This is a genomic window from uncultured Castellaniella sp., assembly GCF_937988725.1.
Taxonomy (GTDB): Bacteria; Pseudomonadota; Gammaproteobacteria; order Burkholderiales; family Burkholderiaceae_B; genus Castellaniella.
In genome coordinates, this window is sequence record NZ_CALKHS010000004.1 from 126,823 (window position 1) to 150,922 (window position 24,100).

Below are 24,100 nucleotides of genomic sequence, written 5' to 3' on the forward strand. Positions count from 1 at the left end.
CCGGCGCCTGTGCGCCCGACGGCCCATTTCATGGAACCCCCACGAATATCCAGCGACCCCCAGCCTCGCACGCCGCCGTTCTGAAGACCCGACAGAATGGCGGCGCAGGAGAACCCGATGCGTTTGACCATTCTGAAAGAATTGTTCGCGGGCTTTTTGCGTGCCCGCCACATGACCCGCCATTTCCGACGGCGATTCCTGCCCGATGCGGGCGCCCTGGCCAGGACCAGTCACGAAGTCCCGCCGGCGCTGGCCCAGGCGCTGCGCGCTGCCGCGCTGGCGCCCCCCGGTTCCGTGCTCGACCGGCTGGGCAGCCAGGCCTCGGGCCTGAGCGAGGACCGCGCCGACGCCCTGCGCGCCGAAGTCGGCTGGAACGAGGTCGAGCCCGAAAAGCCGCTGCCCTGGTGGCGCCACCTGTGGCATTGCTACCGCACGCCCTTCAACCTGCTGCTGACGCTGCTGGCGGTGGTGTCCGGCCTGACGGACGACCACGATGCGATGATCGTCATCGGCATCATGGTGGTGCTGTCCACTTTGCTGCGCTTCTGGCAGGAAGCCCGTTCCAACCGGGAAGCCGACGCGCTGAAGTCCCTGGTCAGCAATACCGCGACGGTGGTGCGCCCCTGGGATCCCGGCCGGGATGCCGCCGCGCCGGCGCCGGAGGCGGGCGCGCGGCTGGCGGACGCCCTGGGCCGCCCCGCCGAGCTGGCCGTGCGCCTGCTGGTGCCCGGGGATGTGGTCCTGCTGGCGGCGGGCGACATGATTCCCGCCGACTGCCGGGTGTTGTCGGCCAAGGACCTGTTCGTGGCCCAGGCGGCCATGACCGGCGAGTCCCTGCCGGTGGAAAAATTCGCGCTGCAGCGCGACGAGACCGTCCGCAATCCCCTGGAACTGGACAGCGTCCTGTTCATGGGCACGAACGTGGTGTCGGGCTCGGCCCGCGCCGTCGTGCTGCACACAGGCGAACGCACGTATTTCGGGGCGCTGGCCGGCCGCGTCCTGGCGGCGGACCGGGTGCCGACGTCCTTCCAGCTGGGGGTCAACCGCGTCAGCTGGCTGCTGATCCGATTTATGCTGGTGATGGCGCCCCTGGTGCTGCTGATCAACGGCGTGACCAAGGGCGACTGGGGCCAGGCCCTGCTGTTCGCCGTGTCCGTGGCGGTGGGCCTGACGCCGGAGATGCTGCCGATGATCGCGACCTCCACCCTGGCCAAGGGGGCGGTCACCCTGGCGCGCCACAAGGTCGTGGTCAAGCAGCTGGATGCGATCCAGAATTTCGGCGCCATGGACGTGCTGTGCACCGACAAGACCGGCACCCTGACGCAGGACCGGATCTTCCTGGAACGCCACGTCGACGCCTGGGGCGAGCCATCGGACCGGGTGCTGGAGCTGGCCTGGCTCAACAGCCGCCATCAGACCGGCCTGAAGAATCTGCTGGATGTCGCCGTGCTGGAACAGGCGAGCGCCGAAGGGCCGTCGGGGGCGGCGGGGCGCTACCGCAAGATCGACGAGATGCCGTTCGACTTCGTGCGGCGGCGCATGTCGGTCGTGGTGGCGGATTCGGACGACGAGCATCTGCTGATCACCAAGGGGGCCGTCGAGGAAGTGCTGCAGGTCTGCGACCGCGTGCGGCATGGCGGCGCCGAGGTCCCCCTGACTCCCACGCTGCTGGAGCGGATCCGGGCGGTGGCCGCCAGCCTGAACGAGGATGGCCTGAGGGTCGTGGCGGTCGCGTCGCGGGCGCTGCCCGCCGCGCGCCAGGCCTATGGCGTGGCGGATGAGCGGGCCCTGGTGCTGGCCGGCACGATCGCCTTCCTGGACCCGCCCAAGGAATCCACCCGCGAAGCCCTGACGGCGCTGGCCGCGCACGGCGTGGCGGTGAAAGTCCTGACGGGGGACAACGAGCGCATCACCGCGAAGGTCTGCCGCGAAGTCGGCCTGGCGCCGCGCCTGGTGCTGCTGGGCGCGGACGTGGACGTCATGGACGACGCCGCGCTGGGGCGCGCCGTGGAAACCACGGATGTCTTCGCCCGCCTGACCCCCACGCACAAGTCCCGCATCGTCCGGGTGCTGAAGGCCAATGGCCATGTGGTGGGCTTCCTGGGCGACGGCATCAATGACGCCGCCGCCCTGCGCGCGGCCGACATCGGGATTTCGGTGGATTCGGCGGTGGACATCGCCCGCGAGGCGGCCGACATCATCCTGCTGGAAAAGAGCCTGATGGTGCTGGAGGCCGGTGTGATCGAGGGGCGCCGCACCTTCGCCAACATGCTCAAATACATCAAGATGACGGCCAGCTCCAACTTCGGCAACGTCTTTTCCGTGCTGGTGGCCAGCGCCTTCATCCCGTTCCTGCCCATGCTGCCCATCCATCTGCTGGTGCTGAACCTGCTGTACGACATCTCGCAGACGGCCATTCCCTTCGATGCGGTGGACGAAGAACAGCTGCAGCGGCCGCAACGCTGGGAGCCGGGCGAGATCGGCCGCTTCATGCTGTTTTTCGGTCCGATCAGTTCCGTGTTCGACCTGCTGGCTTTCGCCATGATGTGGTTCGTGTTCGCGGCCCAGTCGGAGGCGCAGCAGACCTTGTTCCAGTCCGGCTGGTTCGTGGTCAGCCTGCTGACCCAGACCCTGATCGTGCACATGATCCGCACGCCCAAGGTCCCGTTCCTGCAGAGCCGGGCCGCCTGGCCCCTGTTGCTGATGACGGCCGCCATCATGATGCTGGGCTTGTTCCTGACCATGGGGCCCCTGGCGCTGGCGTTCAGCCTGCAGGCCCTGCCGCCGCTGTATTTCCTGCTGCTGCCCCTGATCCTGCTGGGCTACATGACGCTGACCCAGTGGATGAAGGGGCTGTACCGCCGCCGCTGGGGCTGGCAGTAGCGGCGGCCGTCAAGGTTCCGGATAAGCCATGCAGGCGCCCAGGACGCGCAGACGGCCTTCGGCGCCCAGTTGCGGGGCCGACAGGGACGGCACGCGCAGGTCCAGGCATAGATTGCCCAGGTCCACCCCGATCAGGGTGTGGTCGCCGCGAAAGGAGCGGTAGTCCACCCGGGCGGGGACGCCGGGCCCGTCGGACGTCCATTGCACCTGCTCGGGGCGCACCAGGACGCTGGCCGGCCCTTCGGGGCAGGGGCTGTCGGGATGGCGCGGCAGTTCGCCCAGGGCGCACGACGCCGTGCCGTCCGCGCGGCTTCGTCCCGGCAGGAAGATCGCCGGTCCGGTCAGACGGGCCACGGCGGCGCTGGCCGGCTGCCAGTACACCTGTTCGGGGCGGGCGCATTGCATGATCCGGCCCGATTGCATGACCGCCAACTGGTCGGAGACAGCAAAGGCCTCGCCGGGATCGTGCGTGACCAGGACCGTGGTGGTGCCGGTCTGCCGCAGCACGCGCGCGACTTCTTCGCACATGCTGCGGCGCAGGTCCAGATCCAGGGCGTTGAAGGGTTCGTCCAGCAGCACCAGCGAGGGCCCCGGCGCCAGCGCGCGGGCCAGGGCCACCCGCTGCTGCTGGCCGCCCGAGAGTTCATGCGGATAACGCCGGCCCAGTCCGGACAGGCCGGTCAGGGCCAGGACTTCCTCCACGCGTTCGCGGCGGCCGGCCTGGCGCGGCAGGCCGAAGCGGATGTTGCCTTCCACCGTCAGGTGCGGGAACAGCGTGCCTTCCTGGGGCACGTAGCCGATCCCCCGGCGTTCGGGCGGGACGAAGACGGTGGGCGAGGCCATGACGCGCCCGCCGAAGGCGATCCGGCCCTCGTCCGGCGGATCGAAGCCGGCGATCAGGCGCAGCAGGGTGGTCTTGCCGCAGCCCGAAGGACCCAGCAGCGCCAGCACGGACCCCTGGGGGATGGTCAGGTCGATTCCGGACAGCACTTCGGTCGCGCCGAAATATTTGCGGATCCGGCTGAGGATCATCGGGTTTCCGGCGTCAGTGTCCATGGTGCAGCATCCGGCGAGTGAAGACCCAGACCGGCAGGATCGAGACGATCACCAGGAGGGCGGCAAAGGGGGCGGCCGCCGCGTATTCCGCGTCGGCCGTGTAGGTCCAGACCTCGGTGGCCAGCGTGACCGTGCCCGTGGGGGCCAGCATGAGCGTCGCGGTCAGTTCGCGCACGATCTCCAGCATCATCAGGGCCAGGGCGGCGCCGATGCCGGGCGCGATATTGGGCAGGATGACCGTGAGGAATACGTGGAAGGGGCGCCGCCCCAGGCTGCGGGCGATGGCCTCGATCTGGGGCGGCACCAGTTCGATCGAAGCGCGCAGCGAGGACTGGGCCAGCGGCAGGAACAGGATCGCGTAGGCGATCAGCAGGACGCTGAGCCCCTGGTACAGGGCCGGCGCCAGCCGGATCGACAGAAAGACCAGGGCCAGGGCCACCACCACGCCGGGCAGGCCGTGGACGATGTAGGGCAGGCGCTCGGCGATCTGGGCCAGGCGGCCCCGGTGCCGCGCCGCCAGCAGCACCAGCGGAATGGCCAGCAGGCTGGTCAGGACCGCGCCGGAACCGGCCAGGGCCAGGGTGCCCTGGATGGCGGGCAGGATCTGTTCGTAGCCGCGTCCGGCGGAGCTGCCTTCCAGCAGCCAGTAGGCCAGGGTGGCCAGCGGCACGCCCAAGGACACCAGCCCCAGCAGGCCGAAGGCCGCCAGGATGGGCCAGACGGCGCGGCCCAGGGCGGCGGGGCGCGCCTGCCGCGTCGCCCCGCGTCCGACCCGCGCGATGCGGCGCCCCGCCCGCAGCCGCATTTCCGCCCAGGCGGCGGGAATGCAGAGCAGCATCAGGACGATGGACTGCATGGCGGCGGAGGCGCTGTCGAACTGCAGCTCGTAGGATTCGAAGATGGCGGTGGTGAAGGTCTGCACGCGCAGCAGGGCCAGGGCGCCGAACTCGGCGAACATGTGCGTCAGCACCAGCAGGGCGCCTCCGCCCAGCGCGGGCAGCAGCTGCGGCAGCAAGGCATGGGTGAAGGCGTGCCAGGGGCCGTGCCCCAGGGAACGGCAGACGTCCTCCAGCCCCGGATCGGTGCCGCGCAGGGCGGCGGCCACGGGCAGATAGACCAGCGGATAGGTGGACAGCGCCAGGATGAAGATGGCGCCGCCCAGGTTCTGGAAGGCCACGTCGATGGAGGCCCAGGCGTAGCTGGATACGAAGGCGGGTACGGCCAGGGGCAGACCGGCGGCCACGCGCCACCAGCGCCGGCCGGGCAGGTCGCTGCGTTCCACGCACCAGGCCACGCCCAGGCCGATCAGGGACGCCAGGATCATGACGCCCGCCGCCAGCGTGACCGTGTTGCCCAGCAGTTCCAGGGTGCGGGCGCGGAACAGTTCGGCGGCCGCCCCGGCCAGACCGGTCTGGGCCGTGCGCAGGGCGACGTAGATCAGGGGAAGGACGACCAGCCCCACCGGCAGCAGGGCGGACAGGGTCATCCAGGTCGGCGGCATGGCAGGCCGCCGGCCCGCCATGAAAGCCGGGCGCGTCACGCCAGGCCGGCCTCGCGGCGCAGCGCAATGGCGTCGGCGGCGTCGCCCAGGTCGGCCGGGGAGACGTCCGGGGGCATCAGTTGGTCGAAAGGCTTCAGATCGTAGGGCGTTTTCACGCCCGGGCGCAGCGGGTATTCCGCTACCGTGTCGACGACAGCTTCCTGGCCGGCCTGGCTGACCATGAAGGCCAGCAGCTTCTGGGCGGCGTCCGCGTGGCGGCTGGTCTTCAGGACCCCCGCGGCGGACACGGTGATCAGGCCGCCCGGATCCTTCGGGCCGGCGTAGTGCAGGCCGGCCTTCATCTTGTCGGCGCCGACTTCGTTGGCGACGATGTACCAGTAGTAGTTGTTGACCAGCGCCGTGGCGATTTCGCCGCGCTCCACGGCCCGCATGGCGGCCATGTTGCCGTTGTAGATGCGGCCGAATTCCTTCAGGCCCTTCAGCCAGGCCAGGGCGGCGTCGCGGCCCTTCAGCAGCTTGATGGCGATGATCTGTTCCTGAAAGGCGCCGCTGGTCGGCACGAAGCCGACGCGGTCCTTCCAGGCGGCCGTGGCCATGTCCATGACGGAGGCCGGCAGCTCGGATTCCTTGACCATGTCCTTGTTGTAGACGGTCACGCGGCTGCGGGCGGTGACGCCGACCCAGGTCTTGTCGCGGGCGGTGTAGCCCGGCCGCACCTGGCTGAGGGTGCCGTCGGGCAGCGGGGCCAGCAGGCCCTTTTCGGCCAGCGCCGCGACGGGCGGGCTTTCTTCCGCGTAGAACACGTCGGCCGGGGAACGGTCGCCTTCTTCGATGATCTGGTTGGCCAGCTGCGTGCTGCTGCCCTTGCGGATTTCGACCTGGATGCCCGTGGCCTTGGTGAAGGCCGCCACCAGGGCGGTGGTGGTCTTGGCATGCTGGCCGTTGTACAGCACCAGGGATTGGGGGGCTGCGGCGCGCGCGGTGCGCAGGGCGGGCATGCCCAGCAACGCGCCCGCGCCCAGCACCGCCCCGTTGCGCAGAAAATCGCGACGTGAGGAAGTCTTCATGCTCGGGTTCTCGAAAAAGGATTCGAGAACGATTGTAAGGCAAATAAGAACGATTATCCTTACGAATAACTGAGGAGCGCCGGCCGGGAAGGATCGGCGGACGCGTCATCCGTCGCCGTCCGGAACACCGCCACGCTCTCGGCCAGATGGTCGGCCTGTTCGCTGAGCGAGTCGGCCGCGGCCGCCGCCTGTTCCACCAGCGCCGCGTTCTGCTGCGTGACCTGGTCCATCTGCGTGACGGCCAGGTTGACCTGGTCGATGCCGGTGGACTGCTCGTTCGACGCCGAGGCGATTTCGCCCATGATGCGGGTGACGCGGTCCACGGCCGCCAGGACGTCCTGCATGATGGCGCCCGCCTGGCTGGCCTGTTGCGTGCCCGACTGCACTTCCCGGGAGGACGTTTCGATCAGGCCCTTGATTTCGCGGGCGGCGTCGGCCGAGCGCTGCGCCAGGGCGCGGACCTCGGAGGCGACGACGGCGAAGCCCTTGCCCTGTTCGCCGGCGCGGGCGGCTTCGACGGCGGCGTTCAGGGCAAGGATGTTGGTCTGGAAGGCAATGCTGTCGATCACTCCGATGATGTCGGTGATGCGGTCGGAACTGTCGGCGATGCGCCGCATGGTGGCGACCATGCCTTCCACCGCCTGTTCGCCCCGATGGGCGGTGCCGGAGGCCCCGGTGGCCAGTTCATTGGCCTGGCGGGCGTTGTCGGCGTTCTGGCGCACGGTGGAGGCTAGCTCTTCCATGCTGGCGGCGGTTTCCTGCAGGGATGCCGCCTGCTCTTCGGTGCGGCTGGACAGGTCGGTGTTGCCGGCGGCGATCTCCCGCGCGCCGATGTGGATCTCGCCCACGCTGTGGCGCACCTGGCGGATCATGCGGCGCAGGGCGCCCTGGGTGCCGCTCAGGCTGTGGAACAGCTGGTGGACCTCGTTGCGGCTGTCGGCCGGACTGTCGGGCACGTCATGGCCCAGGTCCCCGGCCCCCAGCCGCTGCATGCCGGTGACGATGTCGCGCACGGGCGCCAGCGTGCGCCGCGCCAGCCAGAAGATGGCCAGGGCGATCAGCAGGGTGCCGACCAGCATGATCCCCAGCTGGATCCACATCTGCCGGGTGCTGGCAGCCAGGTACTCGTCCACCGGGCCGAAGCCGTAGATCACCCAGTTCCAGTTCGGCACGGTCTTCCAGGACAGGAAGATGGACCGCTTCGTGACGTTGACCTCGTGGGCCCCTAGCGGCGCGCTGCGGAAGCTTGCATCCATCGTCGCGAAGTCGTCCGGCGGATTGCCGGCGCTGAGCAGATCGCCGGGCTTGCCGTACAGTCCGGCGACGCGGATCCAGTCCTTGTGGTCTGGCGTCGGCCGGATGACGAACAGCTCGCCGTGGCCGGCCAGCTTGGTGGCGGTCAGGTCCTTGAGCACCGGATCGATCTGGGCGCTGATGTCCAGGCGGTTCACCAACCCGCCGTAGACCTTGCCGGTCGCGTCCTTCAGCGGGTTGACCGTGACCAGGTGCCATTTCCGGTCGATCAGGTCCGGCAGGCTGGCGACCTGCGCCTGGTCGAGCGCCAGGGCGATGGGATCCTGGGCGCCGAGCACCGCGCCGACCGCGTGGCCGGGCTGGTCCTGGTAGGCGCTGGCGATGACGGCCCAACCTTTGTCCGTGCGGGCGTAGAGTTCGGCGGTCATGCCGGTTACGCTGCGCATCAGGGCCTGGTTGCCGTTCAGCGGCTGGTCGTTGAGCGTCTTGCCGTCGGTCTTGAACACCGGCAAGCCCTGTTCCGTCTGCCCGGAGGGTTTCGGCACGCCGCCCAGATACCGGATCAGGACCGGATACAGGGACTGGCTGCGGTGGCTGCCGATGTCGTAGATCAGCTGCAGGATGCGGTCGTAGTCCTGCAGCCCCATGCGGTTGGCGGCGCCGACGTTGGCGATGGCCGTCTGCCGGCTCTGCCAGGTGATGAGGGAGGCCAGGGCGGCCATGACCAGTACGGTGGTCAGGGTGGCGGCCACGAACAGTTGGGTGGCCAGGGTGGCATGGGACATGCGCCCGGCATTGCGGCGTCGCTTGAACATGGAGTGTCTCCGGACTGCGATATTTGTTGTATCGGCCGGCGTCTGAGGCGCCAGCCTGCTTTCGTAGCGTAAAGGTACGTGTTGCGGAGCGATTGGGGAATGTCGGGCAGGAAATAGAGCTTATTTGTCACTGGAAATATCGGAAACCGGTTTGAAACCGGGCGGACATGGCCTTTACACTGGAATTCACCTGATTTTGATGCGAGGCTGGTGGGATTGATGGTGCAGACTCTGTTTCAGCAAGCGGTGTCGATCTACGAGGAATGGCAGGCGACCATCCTGGTGTTCGTGACGGTGCTGGGCTCTCTGGCGATCGGCGCCGTGCTAAGGGTGGCCCTGGCCCGTCTGGCGGGCCGGCTGCATCCGGTGCGCCACGTGTGGATGCATGGGCTGCTGTCGGGGGCGTCCCTGCCGCTGCAGATCCTGGTCTGGGTGCTGGGCATCGCGCTGGCTGGCAAGATGCTGGTGGGGCGCGGCGGGGCGCTGCAGCAGGATTCCCTGCTGGCGCACGGGCTGGATCCGGTGCGCGACGTCATGGTCATCGCGGTGGTGATGTGGTTCCTGCTGCGGGCCGTCAACCAGATCCAGATCAATCTGCTGGCCCGGGCGCGGGATCGCGGCCGGGAGCTGGATCCCACCGCCGCCGACGCGATCGGCAAGCTGTGCAAGGCTTCGATCGTCATCACGGCCATCCTGATGATGATGCAGGCCCTGGGCTTTTCCATCGCCGGGCTGCTGGCCTTCGGCGGCATGGGCGGCATCGCCGTCGGGTTCGCGGCGCAAAGCCTGGTCGCCAATCTGCTGGGCGGCCTGACGATCTTCGCCAGCCGGCCCTTCAAGGTCGGCGAATACATCATCATCCCCGGCACGGACCTGATGGGCGGGGTCGAGCACATCGGCTGGCGCGCCACGCGCCTGATCGGCTTCGACTGCAAGCCCTTCTACGTGCCCAACGCGATGTTCAACACCCAGCCGGTCATCAACCACACCCGCATGACCAGCCGGCGCATCATGGAGGACATCCACATCCGCTATGCCGACATCGACGCCGTCCCCGGCATCGTGGCCGACGGCCGGGCCCTGCTCAGCGAACATCCCGGCATCAAGCATGATTTCTTCGCGTTCAATTTCAGCAGCTGCGGCGCGTATTCGCTGAAGCTGTCCCTGTACGCCTTCACGGTCAGCACGGACTACAACGACTACATGAACGTGCAGGAAGACGTGCTGCTGCGCATCGCCGACATCATCCGCCGGCACGGCGCCCGCATGACGGGGCCTGTGTCCACGGTGGACATGCCGCAGCTGCGCGGGCAGGATGCCCAGTCCGATGCTGCGGGGGCGGATCCCGCGCGCTTGCCGCCGATGCCGCCGTCCCTGCCGTCGATGGGCTGATTGCCCGGGCGCGGCGCGGGTCTTGAAAACCCGGTCCGCCGCCCCCACGTGTTCCAGCAGTCCGCCCCCCGGCATGCCGAGGGGGCGACCCACGAATCCGAAGAACCTTCCAGTCAACCCGAATCATGAGCCAAACCGATACGCAAACGGCCGAAACCCTGGGCTTTCAGGCCGAAGTCAAACAGCTGCTGCATCTGATGATCCATTCCTTGTACAGCAACAAGGAAATCTTCCTGCGCGAACTCGTGTCCAATGCGTCGGACGCCTGCGACAAGCTGCGGTTCGAGGCCATCGACCATCCCGAACTGCTGGAAGGCGACGGCGAACTGCGCATCCGTGTCGAATTCGACAAGGCCGCGCGCACCATCACCATCAGCGACAACGGCATCGGCCTGTCGCGCGACGAAGCCATCGCCAATCTGGGCACCATCGCCCGGTCCGGCACGCGCGAATTCTTTTCCCAGCTGACGGGCGACAAGCAGAAGGACGCCCAGCTGATCGGCCAGTTCGGCGTGGGCTTCTATTCGTCCTTCATCGTCGCGGGAAAGGTTTCGGTGCGCAGCCGCCGCGCCGGCCTGCCGGCCTCCGAAGGCGTCCTGTGGGAATCCGACGGCCAGGGCGAGTTTTCCGTCTCGGCCATCGACCAGGAACAGCGTGGGACTTCCGTCACCCTGACGCTGCGGGCCGACGAAGACGAGTTCCTGTCCGGCTGGAAGCTGCGCGAAGTGCTGCGCCGCTATTCCGACCACATTTCCCTGCCCATCCAGATGCTGAAGGAGGAATGGGACGCGGAAAAATCGGAACAGGTGACCAAGGACGAATGGGAAACCGTCAATCAGGCCAATGCCCTGTGGACGCGATCCAAGTCCGACATCACGGACGAGCAGTACAAAGAGTTCTACAAGCATGTCGCCCACGATTTCGAAGACCCGCTGGCCTGGACGCACAACCGCGTCGAGGGCCGCAGCGAATACACCCAGCTGCTGTATGTCCCGAAGCGCGCGCCCTTCGACCTGTACGACCGCGACGCCCGCCGGGGCGTGAAGCTGTACGTCAAGCGCGTCTTCATCATGGACGACGCCGAACAGCTGCTGCCGGCCTATCTGCGCTTCGTGCGCGGCGTGGTGGATTCGGCCGACCTGCCGCTGAACGTTTCGCGCGAAATCCTGCAGGAAAGCCGCGACGTGCGCGCCATCCGCGACGGTTCCGCCAAGCGCATCCTGGGCCTGATCGAAGACCTGGCCAAGGACAAGCCCGAAGAGTTCACGGAATTCTGGTCCCAGTTCGGCCAGGTGCTGAAGGAAGGCGTGGGCGAGGATCCCGCCAACAAGGACCGCATCGCCGCTCTGCTGCGTTTCGCGTCCACCCAGTCCGACAGCCCGGCGCAGACCGTGTCCCTGGCCGACTACATCGCCCGCATGAAGGAGGGCCAGGACAAGATCTATTACCTGAGCGCCGATTCCCACGCGGCGGCGGCGCACAGCCCGCACCTGGAAGTCTTCCGCCGCAAGGGCCTGGAAGTCCTGCTGCTGTCCGACCGCGTGGACGAATGGATGCTGTCCTACCTGCGCGAATTCGAGGGCAAGTCCCTGGTCTCCGTCGCCAAGGGCGGGCTGGACCTGGACGCGCTGGCCGACGAGGAAGAAAAGAAGCAGCAGGCCGAGATCGCCGAAGCCTTCAAGCCGACCATCGAGCGCCTGAAGACGGCGCTGGGCGACCGGGTCAAGGAAGTCCGCGCCACGGCCCGCCTGGTCGATTCGCCCGCTTGCGTGGTGGTCGATGAAAACGAGCTCAGCCCGCACTTGCTGCGCATGCTGAAGGCCGCCGGCCAGGACGCGCCGGACGTCAAGCCGATCCTGGAAGTGAATCCGCAGCATGCCCTGGTGAAGCGCCTGGAGGCCCAGTCCGACGAAGCGTTCGGCGATTGGGCGGAACTGCTGCTGGATCAGGCCATGCTGGCCGAGGGCGCGGCCCTGAAGGACCCGGCTGCGTTCGTCAAGCGCATGAACGCGCTGCTGCTGAACGCCTGATCCTCAGGTGTTTTCCGCCGGCCGCGCCGATCCGATGGGTCGGCGCGGCCTTTTTCATGATGCCGGCATCCTGCCCTGCGCGCGGGTCAGAATATATTCAATGAACGTCGACGTGGCCCGCGTGTGATAGCGGTTGGGCATGTAGAGCATGAACATTTCCGCGCCGAAGATGCTCAGTTGCCAGCCGTCCAGGGCGGTCTGGATGGCGCCGCGCTCGATCTCGTCCCGCACCAGGTAGTCCGGGACGATGCCGACCCCCAGCCCGGCCAGGATGGCCTGGTGCAGGAACTGGAAGTTCTCCGACATCAGCGTGGGCTCCAGCAGGACTTCCTGGCGCCGCTGGTCGCGGTAGGCGGACAGCCGCAGCTGACGGTCCGCCACCCCGGAAGTGATGATGGGCGCCCTGGGCAGGCCTTCCAGCGTGTCCGGCAGGCCGTGTTCGGCAACGTAGCCGCGCGACGCGCAGGCGATGTGGCGCACCGGCCCCAGTGAACGGGCGACCAGATTCTGCGGGGGATTGGACATGACCCGCACGGAAATGTCCGTTTCGTCGCGCAGCATGTCCGGCAGGTGATTTTCGAAGGTGACGTCCAGCACGATGCCGGGATACTGGCGTTTGAAATCCAGCAGCCAGGGGCCCATCACGGTCTGACCGAATCCGCTGGGGATGCTCAGGCGCAGCCGCCCGCGCAGCTGCTGGCCCAGTTCGCGGACGGAGTCCTGGGCGATCGCCAGTTCGGTGCGGATCCGGCAGCCGTGTTCGTAGAGCCGCAGCCCGACTTCCGTGGCTTCGGTGCGCCGGGTCGTGCGGCGCACCAGCTGCTGCCCCAGGGCCTGTTCCAGGCGGCTCAGGTGATAACTGACATTGGCCCGGGTCATTTTCAGCCGGCGGGCGGCGGCGCTGAGGTTGCCCGCATCCAGGATGTCGGCCAGGAATACCAGGGATTCCGCGTTCAGCGCACTGTGGTTCATGATTGGGCGTCAAATGGTTTTTGACAGTGTGTCAATGGTCAATGTCATTGTAAAGCCTGTTGAACAGTGAAAGAATGGCCCTCTGGATGGCGCGCCGCCGGGCGCGCGCATGGAATATGGAGAACCCGAATGGCCGCTTCTCACTCCCACCTGGCGCAGGATGTCGTCACTTCCCGTCGTGAAGGCCCTGTGTCCATCGTCACGATCAACTATCCGCCCGTCAACGCGCTGGGCGTGGAGGTGCGCCGGGGCCTGATGGCCGCCCTGGACGCGGCCGATCAGGACACGGAGGTCCGGGCGGTGCTGTTGCTGGGCGCGGGCCGACATTTCATCGCGGGCGCCGATATCCGCGAATTCGGCCAGCCCCCGCAGGCCCCGCTGCTGCCGGACGTCTGCAATCGCATTGAAGCCAGCGCCAAGCCCGTCGTCGTGGCGGTCCAGGGGGCCGCCCTGGGCGGCGGCCTGGAGGTGGTGCTGGCGGCCCATTATCGTCTCGCGCTGCTGGGCGCGAAGTTCGCCTTGCCGGAAGTCACGCTGGGGCTGCTGCCGGGCGCCGGCGGCACGCAGCGCGCCCCGCGCCTGATGGGGGTCGAGGCTGCCTTGAACCTGATGCTGGATGGCAAGCCCATCGGCGCCCGGCAGGCCCAGACCCTGGGGCTGGTGGACCGATTGGACGACGGGACGGACCCTGTGCAGGCCGGCCTGGATTATGCCCGCGAACTGCTGGCGTCCGGCGCGCCGGTCCGCCCGACACGGGATCGGCGCATTCCCGTCGCGGACATGCCCGCCGCCAGCCAGGCGCTGGATGCCGCGCGGGCCTTGCTGAACAAGAAATACCGGGGCCTGTTTTCCCCGGCGCGCATTGTCGATGCCGTCCAGGCCGTGCTGGACCGGCCTTTCGACGAAGGCCTGCGCCTCGAGCGGGAATATTTCCTGCAGTGCCTGGACACCCCGCAGCGCCGGGCCCTGGTCCATGCCTTCTTCGCCGAACGCGAGGCGGCCAAGGTTCCGGAAGCAGGGCGCGCCCAACCCCGGGCCCTGAACCGGGTCGGCATCGTCGGCGGCGGCACCATGGGGGCCGGGATCGCCGTCGCCATGCTGGATGCGGGACTGCCGGTGGTCATGGTCGAACGCGACGAGACCAGCCTGGAACGCGGCCGGGCCAATGTGGCCAAGGTCTACGATAGTCTGGTCAAGCGCGGCCGCATGGTTGTCGCCGAACGCGACCGCCGCCTGGGCCTGTGGTCCGGCGCCACCGACTATCAGGCCCTGGCGGACGCAGATCTGGTGGTGGAGGCCGTGTTCGAGGACATGGCGGTGAAATCCGCCGTCTTCGCCGAGCTGGACCGGGTCTGCAAGCCGGGCGCCGTGCTGGCCAGCAACACATCCTATCTGGACATCAACCAGTTGGCGAAGACCATCTCCCGGCCTCAGGACGTGATCGGACTGCATTTCTTTTCGCCGGCCAACGTCATGAAGCTGCTGGAAATCGTCGTGCCGGAGCAGGTGGCCGACGACGTCGTGGCCACCAGCTTCGCCCTGGCGCGGCGCCTGAAGAAGATCGCGGTGCGGGCGGGCGTGTGCGACGGCTTCATCGGCAACCGCATCCTGGCCGTCTATCGCCAGGCCGCCGAATATCTGCTGGCCGACGGCGCGTCGCCCTACCAGATCGACCAGGCGGTGCGGCGTTTCGGCTTTCCCATGGGGCCGTTCCAGGTCACCGACCTGGCCGGCGGCGACATCAGCTGGGCGGCGCGCAAGCGCCGGGCGGCCACCCGCGATCCGGCCCTGCGCTATGTGCCGATCGCCGACCGCCTGTGCGAACGCGGCTGGTTCGGGCAGAAGACCGGCCGGGGCTGGTATCTGTATCCGGAAGGCAGCCGCGCGGGGCAGGAAGATCCCGAAGTCCTGGCCATCGTGGCCGAAGAGCGGCTGAAGATGGGCGCGGCCTCGCGTTCCTTCACGGAAGAGGACATCATGCGCCATTACATGGCCGCCATGATCAACGAAGCCGCCAACGTCGTGCATCAGGGCATCGCCCTGCGGCCCCTGGATGTGGACGTGGCCATGCTGTATGGCTACGGCTTCCCGCGCCATCGCGGCGGGCCCCTGCATTACGCCGACGAGATCGGGCTGGATGCCGTCCTGGCGGACATCCGCGCGTTCGCGGCGGAAGATCCCCATTTCTGGAAACCGTCGCCGCTGCTCGTCGAACTGGTCGAGCGGGGCGGACATTTCAAAGACCTGAACCAGCCGGCACAGGGCTGAGGAGACATACCATGCGAGAAGCCGTCATCGTTTCTACGGCCCGGACGCCGCTGACCAAGGCGCACCGGGGCGAATTCAACATCACGCCGGGCCCGACCCTGGCCGCCTTCGCCGTGCGGGCGGCGGTCCAGCGCGCCGGCGTCGACCCGGCGCAGATCGAGGACATGATCCTGGGCTGCGGCTATCCGGAAGGCACGACGGGGCGCAACATCGCCCGCCAGACGGTGATCCGCGCCGGCCTGCCCGTCACGGTGGCGGGCGTCACCGTCAACCGCTTCTGCGCATCCGGCCTGCAGGCCATCGCCATGGCGGCGGGGCGCATCGTGCTGGAAGGCGTGCCCGCCATGATCGCGGGCGGCGTGGAAAGCTGCTCGCAGATCCAGGGGCGCAGTGCCACGGACGCCGGCTCGACGGGCATCGACCCCTGGATCGCGGAGCACAAGCCCGAACTGTACCTGTCCATGATCCAGACGGCCGACATCGTCGCCCGCCGCTATGGCATCACGCGCGAGGACCAGGACCGCTTCGCCGCGGAAAGCCAGCGGCGCACCGCGCAGGCGCAGGAAAACGGCGTGTTCCGGGACGAAATCATCGCCTGCGCGACCACCATGGCGGTCAAGGACAAGGAAAGCGGCGCGGTGTCCCAGGTCGCCGTGACAGTCGATCACGACACCTGCAACCGCCCCGGCACGACCTACGACAATCTGGCGAAGCTCGCCCCCGTCATGGGGCCGGACCAGTTCATCACGGCGGGCAATGCGTCCCAGTTGTCCGATGGCGCAGCCGCCTGCGTGCTGGTCGAGGCCCGGGAGGCCGAGCGTCTGGGCCTGGAGCCCCTGGGCGCGTTCCGGGGTCTGGCCATCGCCGGTTGCGAACCCGACGAAATGGGCATCGGCCCGGTCTTCGCCGTGCCGCGCCTGCTGCAGCGCTACGGACTGAAGATGGACGACATCGGCCTGTGGGAACTGAATGAGGCTTTCGCGTCCCAGGCCCTGTATTGCCAGCGCACGCTGGGCATCCCGGATGAACGGCTGAACGTCAACGGCGGCGCGATTTCCATCGGCCACCCCTTCGGCATGACCGGCGCCCGCATGGCCGGCCACATCTTGCTGGAAGGCCGGCGCCGCGGCGTGAAGCACGCCGTCGCCACCATGTGCATCGGCGGCGGCATGGGCGCGGCGGGGCTGTTCGAGATTTTCTGATCGGCGGCGCGCCGGCCGGGGCCAGGGCGCCTGCCGGCCGGTTGCCGGCCTAGGCGGACCGGTCCGCGTGCCGGGGCGTGTGGGCCCGGGCCTTGACCTCCTCGATGAAGATCTGGATCGCCGGGCTGGGCGAGCGGGTCTTGCGCATCAGGATGCCGAAGGGCGGCAGGTGCTTGCGGATGGGCAGCGGCACGATGGCCAGGGTGCCGCGTTCCACGTAGTGGTTGGCCACCAGGGTCGGCATCACGGCCAGCATGTCCGAATGGCGCACCAGGGACGAGGTCAGCAGCATGGACGAGGTTTCCATGATGTTCAGCGGCAGCGCCAGGCGGGCCTCGACGAAAGAGAGTTCGATGACCTTGCGCATCGGGCTGGGGTGCGCCTGCAGGATCCACGGCAGGCCGGCCAGGTCGCGCAGGGTGACGTGGTATTTGCGGGCCGCCTGGTTCTGCGGGCTGCAGACGATCGACAGGGCTTCTTCCTGGATGGGTTCGAACACCAGGCTGGCGCCGTCCCAGGCGTCCGGAATGCGGCCGATGACGACGTCCAGCCGTTCCTCTTTCAAGGCGGTGATCAACACGTCGCTGGTGTCGACCTGGATGCTGATCGCCAGCCGCGGATGCTGCTGCTTGACGTTCAGCAGCGCGCTGGTCAGCAGTTGCGGCACCGGGGCCATGATGGCGCCGACCCGGATCTTGCCGATGTTCCCGGAATGGATGGCCAGCAGTTCTTCGCGCACGCCCGCCAGGTCGGCGGAGACCCCCTGCGCATAGCGGGTCATGACGGTTCCGTAGGCGGTGGCCTGCAGGCCGCGCCGGCCGCGTTCGAACAGTTTCAGGCCGATCAGGTCTTCCATGTCCCGCAGCATTTTCGTGGCGGCCGGCTGGCTCATGCCCAGGTGTTCCGCCGCCTTGCGCAGGGAATGGTGTTCCTGGATGGCCAGCAGCAACTGCAGCTGCCGGGTGCGGAGCCGGTTGAAGAGAACTGTCTGGTTAGGTATCAACATAGGTTATCAGTCTATCATTTAATTTCAATTTTCAGTTATAGCTATTCTGATAAGCTGCCTAGCACTTCAAATACCAATGACAGGAGACACAGAATGGCCATCCCTTCTTCCAAACCGCTGGCCCGCACGCTGATCGCCGCCGGCGCCGCCATGGCGCTGGGCGCATCCGGCGCGGCCGCGGCGGCCGATGCCTGGCAGCCCACCAAGAACATCGAGATCGTCGTGGCGGCGGGCGCCGGCGGCGGCACGGACCAGCTGGCCCGCCTGATCCAGTCCATCATCACCAAGCATGATCTGCTGAAAGTCTCGACCGTCGTGCAGAACAAGGGCGGCGGCAACGGCGGCGAAGGTTTCCTGGACATGAAACTGTCCAAGGGCAACCCGTACAAGATCATCGTCGGCACCAACAACGCCTACCTGCTGCCCATGGTCGCCAAGCTGGGCTACCAGTGGACGGACCTGACGCCGGTCGCCACGGTCGCCCAGGACGACTTCATCCTCTGGACCTCGACCAAGCTGCCCTTCAAGACGGCCAAGGAATACATCGACGCCGTGAAGGCGGATCCGTCCAAATACCCCATGGGCGGCAGCCAGTCGAAGGACGTGGACCAGACCCTGACCATGCTGATCAACAAGGTCGAAGGCACGAAGTTCACCTACATCCCGTTCAAGAGCGGCGGCGAAGCCGTCACCCAGCTGGCGGGCGGCCATATCGGGTCCAACACCAACAACCCGGCGGAAAGCCTGTCCCAGTGGAAGGCGGGCCAGGTGCGGCCCCTGTGCGTCTTCAGCAAGGAACGCATGGTCTACACCGAGAAAGTGACCGCCACCGAATCCTGGTCCGACGTCCCCACCTGCGTGTCCCAGGGCATCAAGATCGAGGAATACCGCTTCCCGCGCACCGTCTTCATGCCGGGCGGCGTGACCGCGGCCCAGCAGGCCTTCTACGTGGATCTGCTGCGCAAGGTCACCCAGACCCAGGAATTCAAGGATTACCTGACCCGTGGCGCATTGGTGCCGTCCTTCCTGGCGGGAGACGACTTCAAGAAGCTGATCGAGGAAGACAGCGCGCGTGCGCGGGACATCTTCCGTTCCGCCAACTGGTAATGACCTGAAGAGCGGGCCGGCCCCGGCCGGCCCAGCATCGACCGGGATCGGGTCCCGGTCGGATCCGGGAAGGAAGGACTTCATGAATCAGGATACGAGACAGCCGCCGGACGACGGCGCCGACGAGCGCGGCGGCATCAGCCTGCGCGGCGGCGGGCTGTTCACCTCGGGCGTGCTGATGCTGATCGCGGTCGTGGTGATGGCCGACAGCGTGGAACAGGGCATCGGCTGGGACGTCGCCGGCCCCCAGCCCGGGTATTTCCCGTTCTACATCGGCCTTCTGCTGCTGCTGTCCTGCCTGGGCACGGCGCTGTGGACGCTGCGTCACTGGTCGCAAGGGCGGGGGCGCCTGACGACGCGATCCGAATTCCGCCGGGTGCGCAATGTTTTCCTGCCCATCGTTGCCTACGTGGCGCTGATGTTCTTCGTCGGCATGTACGTCTCCGGAGCCCTGTTCATCGCCTGGTTCATGTGGCGCCTGGCGGAACCCGGCCGGCGCCATCCGCTCTGGAAGATCCTGCTGATCTCGATCAGCGTCCCGCTGGCGACCTACTTCATCTTCACCGTCTGGTTCGAAGTCTCCCTGTATGCCGGCCCCTTCGCCGATTTCTGAGTGATCCCTCATGGAACAGTTTGATCTGCTCATGCATGGCATGGAGGTGGTGCTGACCTGGAACCACCTGCTGCTGATGGTGGCCGGCGTGCTGCTGGGCATCCTGGTGGGGGTGCTGCCCGGCCTGGGCGCGCCCAACGGCGTCACGCTGCTGCTGCCGCTGACCTTCAGCATGTCGCCGGTGTCGGCCATCATCCTGCTGTCGTGCATGTACTGGGGCGCCCTGTTCGGCGGCTCGGTGACCTCCGTCATCTTCAACATCCCGGGCGAGCCGTCCTCGATCGCGACCACCTTCGACGGCCATCCGCTGGCCAAGCAGGGGCGGGCGGGCGAAGCCCTGACCGCCGCTTACACCTCGGCCCTGCTGGGGGCGCTGGTCGGCGTGCTGCTGCTCACCTTCCTGTCCACCTACATCGCGAACTTCGCGATGGAATTCAGTTCGCCTGAATTCTTCGCCGTGTACGTGCTGGCGTTCGGCAGTTTCATCGGCCTGGGCAAGACGCCCGCCCTGAAGACCGTGGCCGCCATGATGCTGGGCTTCATCCTGGCCAGCGTCGGCATGGATACGGTGTCCGGGAACCTGCGCCTGACCTTCGGGCTGACGGACCTGTTGCGCGGCATCAGCTTCGAGGTCGCCGTGATCGGCCTGTTCGGCATCGGCGAGATCCTGTGCACGGTCGAGGAAGGCCTGGTGTTCCGGGGGGAAAACGCCAAGATCAATTTGCGCGTGGTCTGGAATACCTGGAAGCAGATGCCGCGCTACTGGGCCACCTGGGTGCGCAGCTGCGTGATCGGCTGCTGGATGGGCATCACGCCGGGCGGCCCGACGGCGGCCTCCTTCCTGAGCTACAGCGTGGCCAAGAACATGTCCAGGCACCCCGAGCAGTTCGGCAAGGGCGCGCTGGACGGCGTCATCGCTCCCGAAACGGCCGACCACTCGGCCGGCACCAGCGCCCTGCTGCCCATGCTGACCCTGGGAATCCCCGGTTCGGCGACCGCCGCCGTCATGCTGGGCGGCCTGATGATCTGGGGCCTGCAGCCCGGGCCGACCCTGTTCGTGGAACAGAAGGACTTCGTCTGGGGCCTGATCGCCAGCATGTACCTGGGCAACGTCGTCGGCCTGATCGTGGTGCTGTCCACCATTCCGCTGTTCACCGCCATCCTGCGCATTCCGTTTTCCATCATCGCGCCCATCATCGTCATCATCTGCGCCATCGGCGCCTATGCGGTGAACCAGTCGCTGTTCGACGTCGGGCTGATGTTGGTGTTCGGGGTGTTCGGCTACCTGTTCAAGAAGCTGTCCTACCCCATCGCGCCGCTGGTGCTGGCGGCCGTGCTGGGCGACAAGGCCGAGGACGCCTTCCGCCAGTCCATGCTGTTCTCCCAGGGCAGCCTGGACATCTTCTGGTCCAACGGCCTGGTCGGATCCATGACGACGGCCGGCCTCGTGATGGCCTTCCTGCCGCTGATTTCCAAGGCCGCTCGGGCCGTGATCGGCCGCGGGAAGGCGGCCCGCTCCACCTTTTGATGAATCGATTTTCCGGATGAAGAGATCATGACGCAAGAACAAACCATCGTGGCCCTGACCCTGGGCGACCCGGCCGGCATCGGCGCCGAACTGATCGCCAAGCTGCTGGCGCAGCCCGCCGAGCTGGGCGATGCCAAGATCGTGCTGGTGGGCGACTCCTGGCTGTGGGAACGGGGGCAGGCCGTCGCCGGCGTGCGGGTGCCGACCCGGCCGCTGGATTCCCTGGCGCAGGCGCGCCATGCGCCCTCGGACCTGCCGCTGTTCGTGGCCGTGGATACCGTGCGCGAGGACGAGGTGACCGTGGGCCAGGCGGATCGCGCCGGCGGCGTGTCCGTGCTGCGCGTGCTGGACCAATGCATGGATGCGGCCCTGGCCCGCCAGATCGACGCCATCTGCTTCGCGCCCCTGAACAAGCACGCCATGAAGATGGGCGGCCTGCGCCACGAAGACGAACTGCACCACTTCGCCCAGTACCTGAAGGTCGACGGCTATTTCTGCGAATTCAACACGCTCGACGGCTTGTGGACCGCCCGGGTCTCGTCCCACATCCCGCTGAAGGACGCGCCGCAGTACATCACCCGCGACCGCGTGATGGACGCCGGCCGCCTGATCTACCGTTCGCTGCAGGCGGCGGGCAACGCGCAGCCGCGCGTGGCGGTGGCCGCCGTCAATCCTCATGGCGGCGAGGGCGGCACCTGCGGACGCGAGGAAGTCGACATCATCGTCCCGGCCGTGGCCGAACTGAACGCCGAAGGCATACCCATGCAGGGCCCGTACCCGGCCGACACCATCTTCCTGAAGGCCCGCGACGGCCAGCTGGACGCCATCGTCACCATGTATCACGACCAGGGCCAGATCGCCATCAAACTGATGGGCTTCGAAAAGGGCGTCACCGTGCAGGGCGGGTTGCCCGTGCCGATCACGACGCCGGCGCACGGCACCGCCTACGACATCGCGGGCCGCAACCGCGCCAATGTGCAGGCCATGCGCAACGCCTTCCTGATCGCCAGCCGCATGGGCGCTTCCTACCGGGCCCAGGCCGCGGCCTGACCCCTCATTCGCATTTTCCTGACGGAGCTTGAATTGAAGATCAAACACATCCGCGCCCGCGTCTTCGAATGGCAGGGCAAGACCGTGCCGCCGCAGTCGCATTTCTGCACCAACGCCATGGACGCCCTGTGGGACCGGGGCGATTCCATGGGCACCTTCCGCTTTCACGGCTGGACGGTCGTGGAAGTCGAGACCGATGACGGCATCGTCGGCCTGGGCAACGTCGCCCTGGCCCCGCGCATCGCCAAGCAGATCATCGACCAGTACCTGGCGCCGCTGGTGATCGGCCACGATCCCTTCGACTACGAGTACCTGTGGCAGCGCATGTACCGCTCCACCCTGGCCTGGGGGCGCAAGGGCGTGGCCATGGCGGCGATTTCCGCCATCGACATCGCCCTGTGGGACATCATGGGCAAGGCCGTCGGCCGCCCCGTGTTCAAGCTGCTGGGCGGGCGCACGAAGGAAAAGATTCCCTGCTACGCGTCCAAGCTGTACCGCACCGACCTGGACGCCATGCAGGCCGAGGCCCAGGCCTACGTGGACCAGGGCTTCACCGCTTTCAAGATGCGCTTCGGCTACGGCCCCAAAGACGGCCCCGCCGGCGTGCGCAAGAACCTGGACAGCGTCAAGGCCGTGCGCGACGTCATCGGCTACGACACCGACCTGATGCTGGAATGCTATATGGGCTGGAACCTGGAATACACCAAGCGCATCCTGCCCAAGCTGGAAACCTTCGAACCGCGCTGGCTGGAAGAGCCCGTGATCGCCGACGACATCGACGGCTACGCGGAACTGAACCGGCACGGCCCGATCCCGATTTCCGGCGGCGAGCACGAATACACCTCCTACGGGTTCCGGCAGTTGCTGGACAAGCGCGCCGTGTCCGTCATCCAGTACGACACCAACCGCGTGGGCGGCATCACGGCGGCGCACAAGATCAACGCCCTGGCCGAGGCCTACAGCGTGCCCGTCATCCCGCATGCCGGCCAGATGCACAACTACCACCTGACGATGTCCACCCTGGCCTCGCCCATGTCGGAATACTTCCCCGTGCACGACGTCGAGGTCGGCAACGAGCTGTTCTATTACATCTTCGAGGGCGATCCCGCCCCGGTGAACGGCTTCATCGACCTGGACGACGACAAGCCGGGCCTGGGCCTGAGCCTGTCCGACCGCTATCGCGATCAGTTCACGATCATCGAATGATCCGCGCCGCGTGGCGCAAGGACGAGAACAAGGATTCATGATGCGATTGATTCAATTCAAGGATGCCCAGGGGGTCAAGGCCGCCCTGGTGGACGACACCGACCAGGCCAGCGTCATCGAGGTCGTGGGCGGCACCTACGCCCTGGCCATGATGGCCGTGCAGCACGGCGTGACGCTCGGCGAGCTGATCCAGCAGCACCTGGGCAACAGCGTACTGTCCTACCAGGAGCTGATCGATTCCCGGCGCCTGCTGCCGCCGCTGACGCACCCGGATGCCGCCCATTGCCTGGTCACCGGCACCGGGCTGACCCACCTGGGCAGCGCCGACACGCGCGATGCCATGCACGCCAAGCTGGACGCGGACGATGCCAACCTCAGCGATTCCATGCGCATGTTCAAGATGGGCCTGGAAGGCGGTCGCCCCGCGCCGGGCGAGATCGGCGTGCAGCCGGAATGGTTCTACAAGGGCGACGGCGACTGCGTCGTGGCGCCGGAATCCGCCTTGCCGGTGCCCGGCTGCGCCCAGGACGCGGGTGAAGAACCCGAGCTGGTCGGCCTGTACGTGATCGCGCCCGACGGCACGCCGGTGCGCGTGGGCTTCGCCGTGGGCAACGAATTTTCCGATCACGTCACCGAACGCCACAACTACCTGTGGCTGGCGCACTCCAAGCTGCGGGCCTGCAGCTTCGGCCCCGAGATCCTGATCGGCGAACTGCCCGCCGACCTGCGGGGCCAGTCCCGCATCGTGCGCGACGGGCGGGTGCTGTGGTCCAAGCCCTTCGTCACCGGCGAAGCCAATATGGCCCACACCCTGGCCAATCTGGAGCACCACCACTTCAAATACGCGGGCTTCCGCCGTCCGGGCGACGTCCACGTGCATTTCTTCGGCACCTCGACGCTCAGCTTCGCCGACGGCGTCAGGACCCAGGCCGATGACCGCTTCGAGATCTCGCTGCAGGGCTTCGGGCGGCCGCTGCGCAATCCGATCGGACGCCAACCGGACGATGCGTTCGCCGCCGTGCGGAAGATCGGTTGACTTCGGCAAGCGGCGGCGTGTTCCAGGATCGGGGCGCTTGTCCCGGCTCCTGGCCGGTTTGTCTTCCGCTCCGCTTATGCCCATAATCGGCCCTGAATCCTAGTGAATCAGACC

17 protein-coding genes are annotated in these 24,100 nt (G+C 67.3%); 11 read left to right on the forward strand and 6 right to left on the reverse strand.

Translation table 11 applies throughout. The features are described 5' to 3' along the window. The first annotated feature begins 117 nt into the window (after positions 1-117). Positions 118-2,883 (forward strand): magnesium-translocating P-type ATPase, encoded by a 2,766-nt coding sequence (gene mgtA, locus Q0263_RS04115; RefSeq protein ID WP_298013593.1) that lies wholly within the window; start codon positions 118-120, stop codon positions 2,881-2,883. A gap of 9 nt (positions 2,884-2,892) precedes the next feature. On the opposite strand, the gene Q0263_RS04120 is transcribed toward mgtA, so the two are convergent. Genes Q0263_RS04120 through Q0263_RS04135 form a run of 4 tightly spaced genes read right to left on the reverse strand, consistent with a single transcriptional unit; the run spans position 2,893 to position 8,576 of the window. Continuing rightward, complete coding sequence (locus tag Q0263_RS04120) at positions 2,893-3,939, reverse strand: ABC transporter ATP-binding protein (RefSeq protein ID WP_298013595.1); 1,047 nt, start codon at positions 3,937-3,939, stop codon at positions 2,893-2,895. After that, positions 3,929-5,440, reverse strand: a complete 1,512-nt coding sequence (locus Q0263_RS04125) for an iron ABC transporter permease (protein WP_298013597.1) — start codon at positions 5,438-5,440, stop codon at positions 3,929-3,931. The genes Q0263_RS04120 and Q0263_RS04125 overlap by 11 nt, the downstream gene beginning before the upstream one ends. Positions 5,441-5,475: 35 nt before the next feature. Further along, complete coding sequence (locus Q0263_RS04130) at positions 5,476-6,507, reverse strand: iron ABC transporter substrate-binding protein (RefSeq protein ID WP_298013598.1); 1,032 nt, start codon at positions 6,505-6,507, stop codon at positions 5,476-5,478. Between the two features lie 59 nt (positions 6,508-6,566). Beyond that, positions 6,567-8,576, reverse strand: a complete 2,010-nt coding sequence (locus Q0263_RS04135; protein WP_298013600.1) for a methyl-accepting chemotaxis protein — start codon at positions 8,574-8,576, stop codon at positions 6,567-6,569. 222 nt (positions 8,577-8,798) lie between these two features. Between Q0263_RS04135 and Q0263_RS04140 the strand changes: the two genes are divergently transcribed. Together Q0263_RS04140 and htpG are read left to right on the forward strand one after the other, a co-directional pair. After that, positions 8,799-9,968 (forward strand): mechanosensitive ion channel family protein, encoded by a 1,170-nt coding sequence (locus Q0263_RS04140; RefSeq protein ID WP_298013602.1) that lies wholly within the window; start codon positions 8,799-8,801, stop codon positions 9,966-9,968. Between the two features lie 125 nt (positions 9,969-10,093). After that, positions 10,094-11,998, forward strand: a complete 1,905-nt coding sequence (htpG, locus tag Q0263_RS04145; protein ID WP_298013604.1) for a molecular chaperone HtpG — start codon at positions 10,094-10,096, stop codon at positions 11,996-11,998. Positions 11,999-12,052: 54 nt separating this feature from the next. On the opposite strand, the gene Q0263_RS04150 is transcribed toward htpG, so the two are convergent. After that, the gene (locus Q0263_RS04150; RefSeq protein ID WP_298014208.1) at positions 12,053-12,955 is read right to left on the reverse strand and encodes a LysR family transcriptional regulator; all 903 of its coding nucleotides are present in this window, start codon (positions 12,953-12,955) and stop codon (positions 12,053-12,055) included. 144 nt (positions 12,956-13,099) lie between these two features. Between Q0263_RS04150 and Q0263_RS04155 the strand changes: the two genes are divergently transcribed. Continuing rightward, positions 13,100-15,238, forward strand: coding sequence for a 3-hydroxyacyl-CoA dehydrogenase NAD-binding domain-containing protein (locus Q0263_RS04155; RefSeq protein WP_298013606.1), 2,139 nt, complete (start codon positions 13,100-13,102; stop codon positions 15,236-15,238). 11 nt (positions 15,239-15,249) lie between these two features. Beyond that, positions 15,250-16,440 (forward strand): acetyl-CoA C-acyltransferase, encoded by a 1,191-nt coding sequence (locus Q0263_RS04160; protein WP_298013608.1) that lies wholly within the window; start codon positions 15,250-15,252, stop codon positions 16,438-16,440. Between the two features lie 49 nt (positions 16,441-16,489). Here Q0263_RS04160 and Q0263_RS04165 read toward each other — a convergent pair whose 3' ends face one another. Then, positions 16,490-17,446 (reverse strand): LysR family transcriptional regulator, encoded by a 957-nt coding sequence (locus tag Q0263_RS04165; protein ID WP_298013610.1) that lies wholly within the window; start codon positions 17,444-17,446, stop codon positions 16,490-16,492. A gap of 93 nt (positions 17,447-17,539) precedes the next feature. Here Q0263_RS04165 and Q0263_RS04170 point away from each other — a divergent pair, with 93 nt between their 5' ends. From Q0263_RS04170 to araD1, 6 genes are all read left to right on the forward strand, one after another. Then, complete coding sequence (locus Q0263_RS04170) at positions 17,540-18,553, forward strand: tripartite tricarboxylate transporter substrate binding protein (RefSeq protein ID WP_298013612.1); 1,014 nt, start codon at positions 17,540-17,542, stop codon at positions 18,551-18,553. Between the two features lie 82 nt (positions 18,554-18,635). Beyond that, a complete protein-coding gene (locus Q0263_RS04175; protein ID WP_298013613.1) occupies positions 18,636-19,166 on the forward strand; it encodes a tripartite tricarboxylate transporter TctB family protein in 531 nt (176 codons plus the stop codon). Positions 19,167-19,176: 10 nt separating this feature from the next. Further along, positions 19,177-20,694, forward strand: coding sequence for a tripartite tricarboxylate transporter permease (locus Q0263_RS04180; RefSeq protein WP_298013615.1), 1,518 nt, complete (start codon positions 19,177-19,179; stop codon positions 20,692-20,694). 27 nt (positions 20,695-20,721) lie between these two features. Then, positions 20,722-21,744 carry a 4-hydroxythreonine-4-phosphate dehydrogenase PdxA gene (locus tag Q0263_RS04185; RefSeq protein ID WP_298013617.1) on the forward strand — a complete coding sequence of 341 codons (1,023 nt, stop codon included), beginning with the start codon at positions 20,722-20,724 and terminating at the stop codon, positions 21,742-21,744. A gap of 33 nt (positions 21,745-21,777) precedes the next feature. After that, the gene (locus tag Q0263_RS04190) at positions 21,778-22,950 is read left to right on the forward strand and encodes an L-rhamnonate dehydratase (protein ID WP_298013619.1); all 1,173 of its coding nucleotides are present in this window, start codon (positions 21,778-21,780) and stop codon (positions 22,948-22,950) included. A 40-nt stretch (positions 22,951-22,990) separates the two neighbouring features. Further along, positions 22,991-23,986, forward strand: coding sequence for an AraD1 family protein (gene araD1, locus Q0263_RS04195; protein ID WP_298013621.1), 996 nt, complete (start codon positions 22,991-22,993; stop codon positions 23,984-23,986). The last annotated feature ends 114 nt before the right edge of the window (positions 23,987-24,100 follow it).

Bases quoted from the DNA above. Each gene is read 5' to 3' on its own strand.
- Q0263_RS04120 (WP_298013595.1), bottom strand. From the start codon at position 3,939: ATGGACACTGACGCCGGAAACCCGATGATCCTCAGCCGGATCCGCAAA.
- Q0263_RS04175 (WP_298013613.1), top strand. From the start codon at position 18,636: ATGAATCAGGATACGAGACAGCCGCCGGACGACGGCGCCGACGAGCGC.
- mgtA (WP_298013593.1), top strand. From the start codon at position 118: ATGCGTTTGACCATTCTGAAAGAATTGTTCGCGGGCTTTTTGCGTGCC.
- Q0263_RS04165 (WP_298013610.1), bottom strand. From the start codon at position 17,446: ATGTTGATACCTAACCAGACAGTTCTCTTCAACCGGCTCCGCACCCGG.
- araD1 (WP_298013621.1), top strand. From the start codon at position 22,991: ATGCGATTGATTCAATTCAAGGATGCCCAGGGGGTCAAGGCCGCCCTG.
- Q0263_RS04125 (WP_298013597.1), bottom strand. From the start codon at position 5,440: ATGCCGCCGACCTGGATGACCCTGTCCGCCCTGCTGCCGGTGGGGCTG.
- Q0263_RS04135 (WP_298013600.1), bottom strand. From the start codon at position 8,576: ATGTTCAAGCGACGCCGCAATGCCGGGCGCATGTCCCATGCCACCCTG.
- Q0263_RS04160 (WP_298013608.1), top strand. From the start codon at position 15,250: ATGCGAGAAGCCGTCATCGTTTCTACGGCCCGGACGCCGCTGACCAAG.
- Q0263_RS04155 (WP_298013606.1), top strand. From the start codon at position 13,100: ATGGCCGCTTCTCACTCCCACCTGGCGCAGGATGTCGTCACTTCCCGT.
- Q0263_RS04185 (WP_298013617.1), top strand. From the start codon at position 20,722: ATGACGCAAGAACAAACCATCGTGGCCCTGACCCTGGGCGACCCGGCC.
- Q0263_RS04170 (WP_298013612.1), top strand. From the start codon at position 17,540: ATGGCCATCCCTTCTTCCAAACCGCTGGCCCGCACGCTGATCGCCGCC.
- Q0263_RS04180 (WP_298013615.1), top strand. From the start codon at position 19,177: ATGGAACAGTTTGATCTGCTCATGCATGGCATGGAGGTGGTGCTGACC.
- htpG (WP_298013604.1), top strand. From the start codon at position 10,094: ATGAGCCAAACCGATACGCAAACGGCCGAAACCCTGGGCTTTCAGGCC.
- Q0263_RS04130 (WP_298013598.1), bottom strand. From the start codon at position 6,507: ATGAAGACTTCCTCACGTCGCGATTTTCTGCGCAACGGGGCGGTGCTG.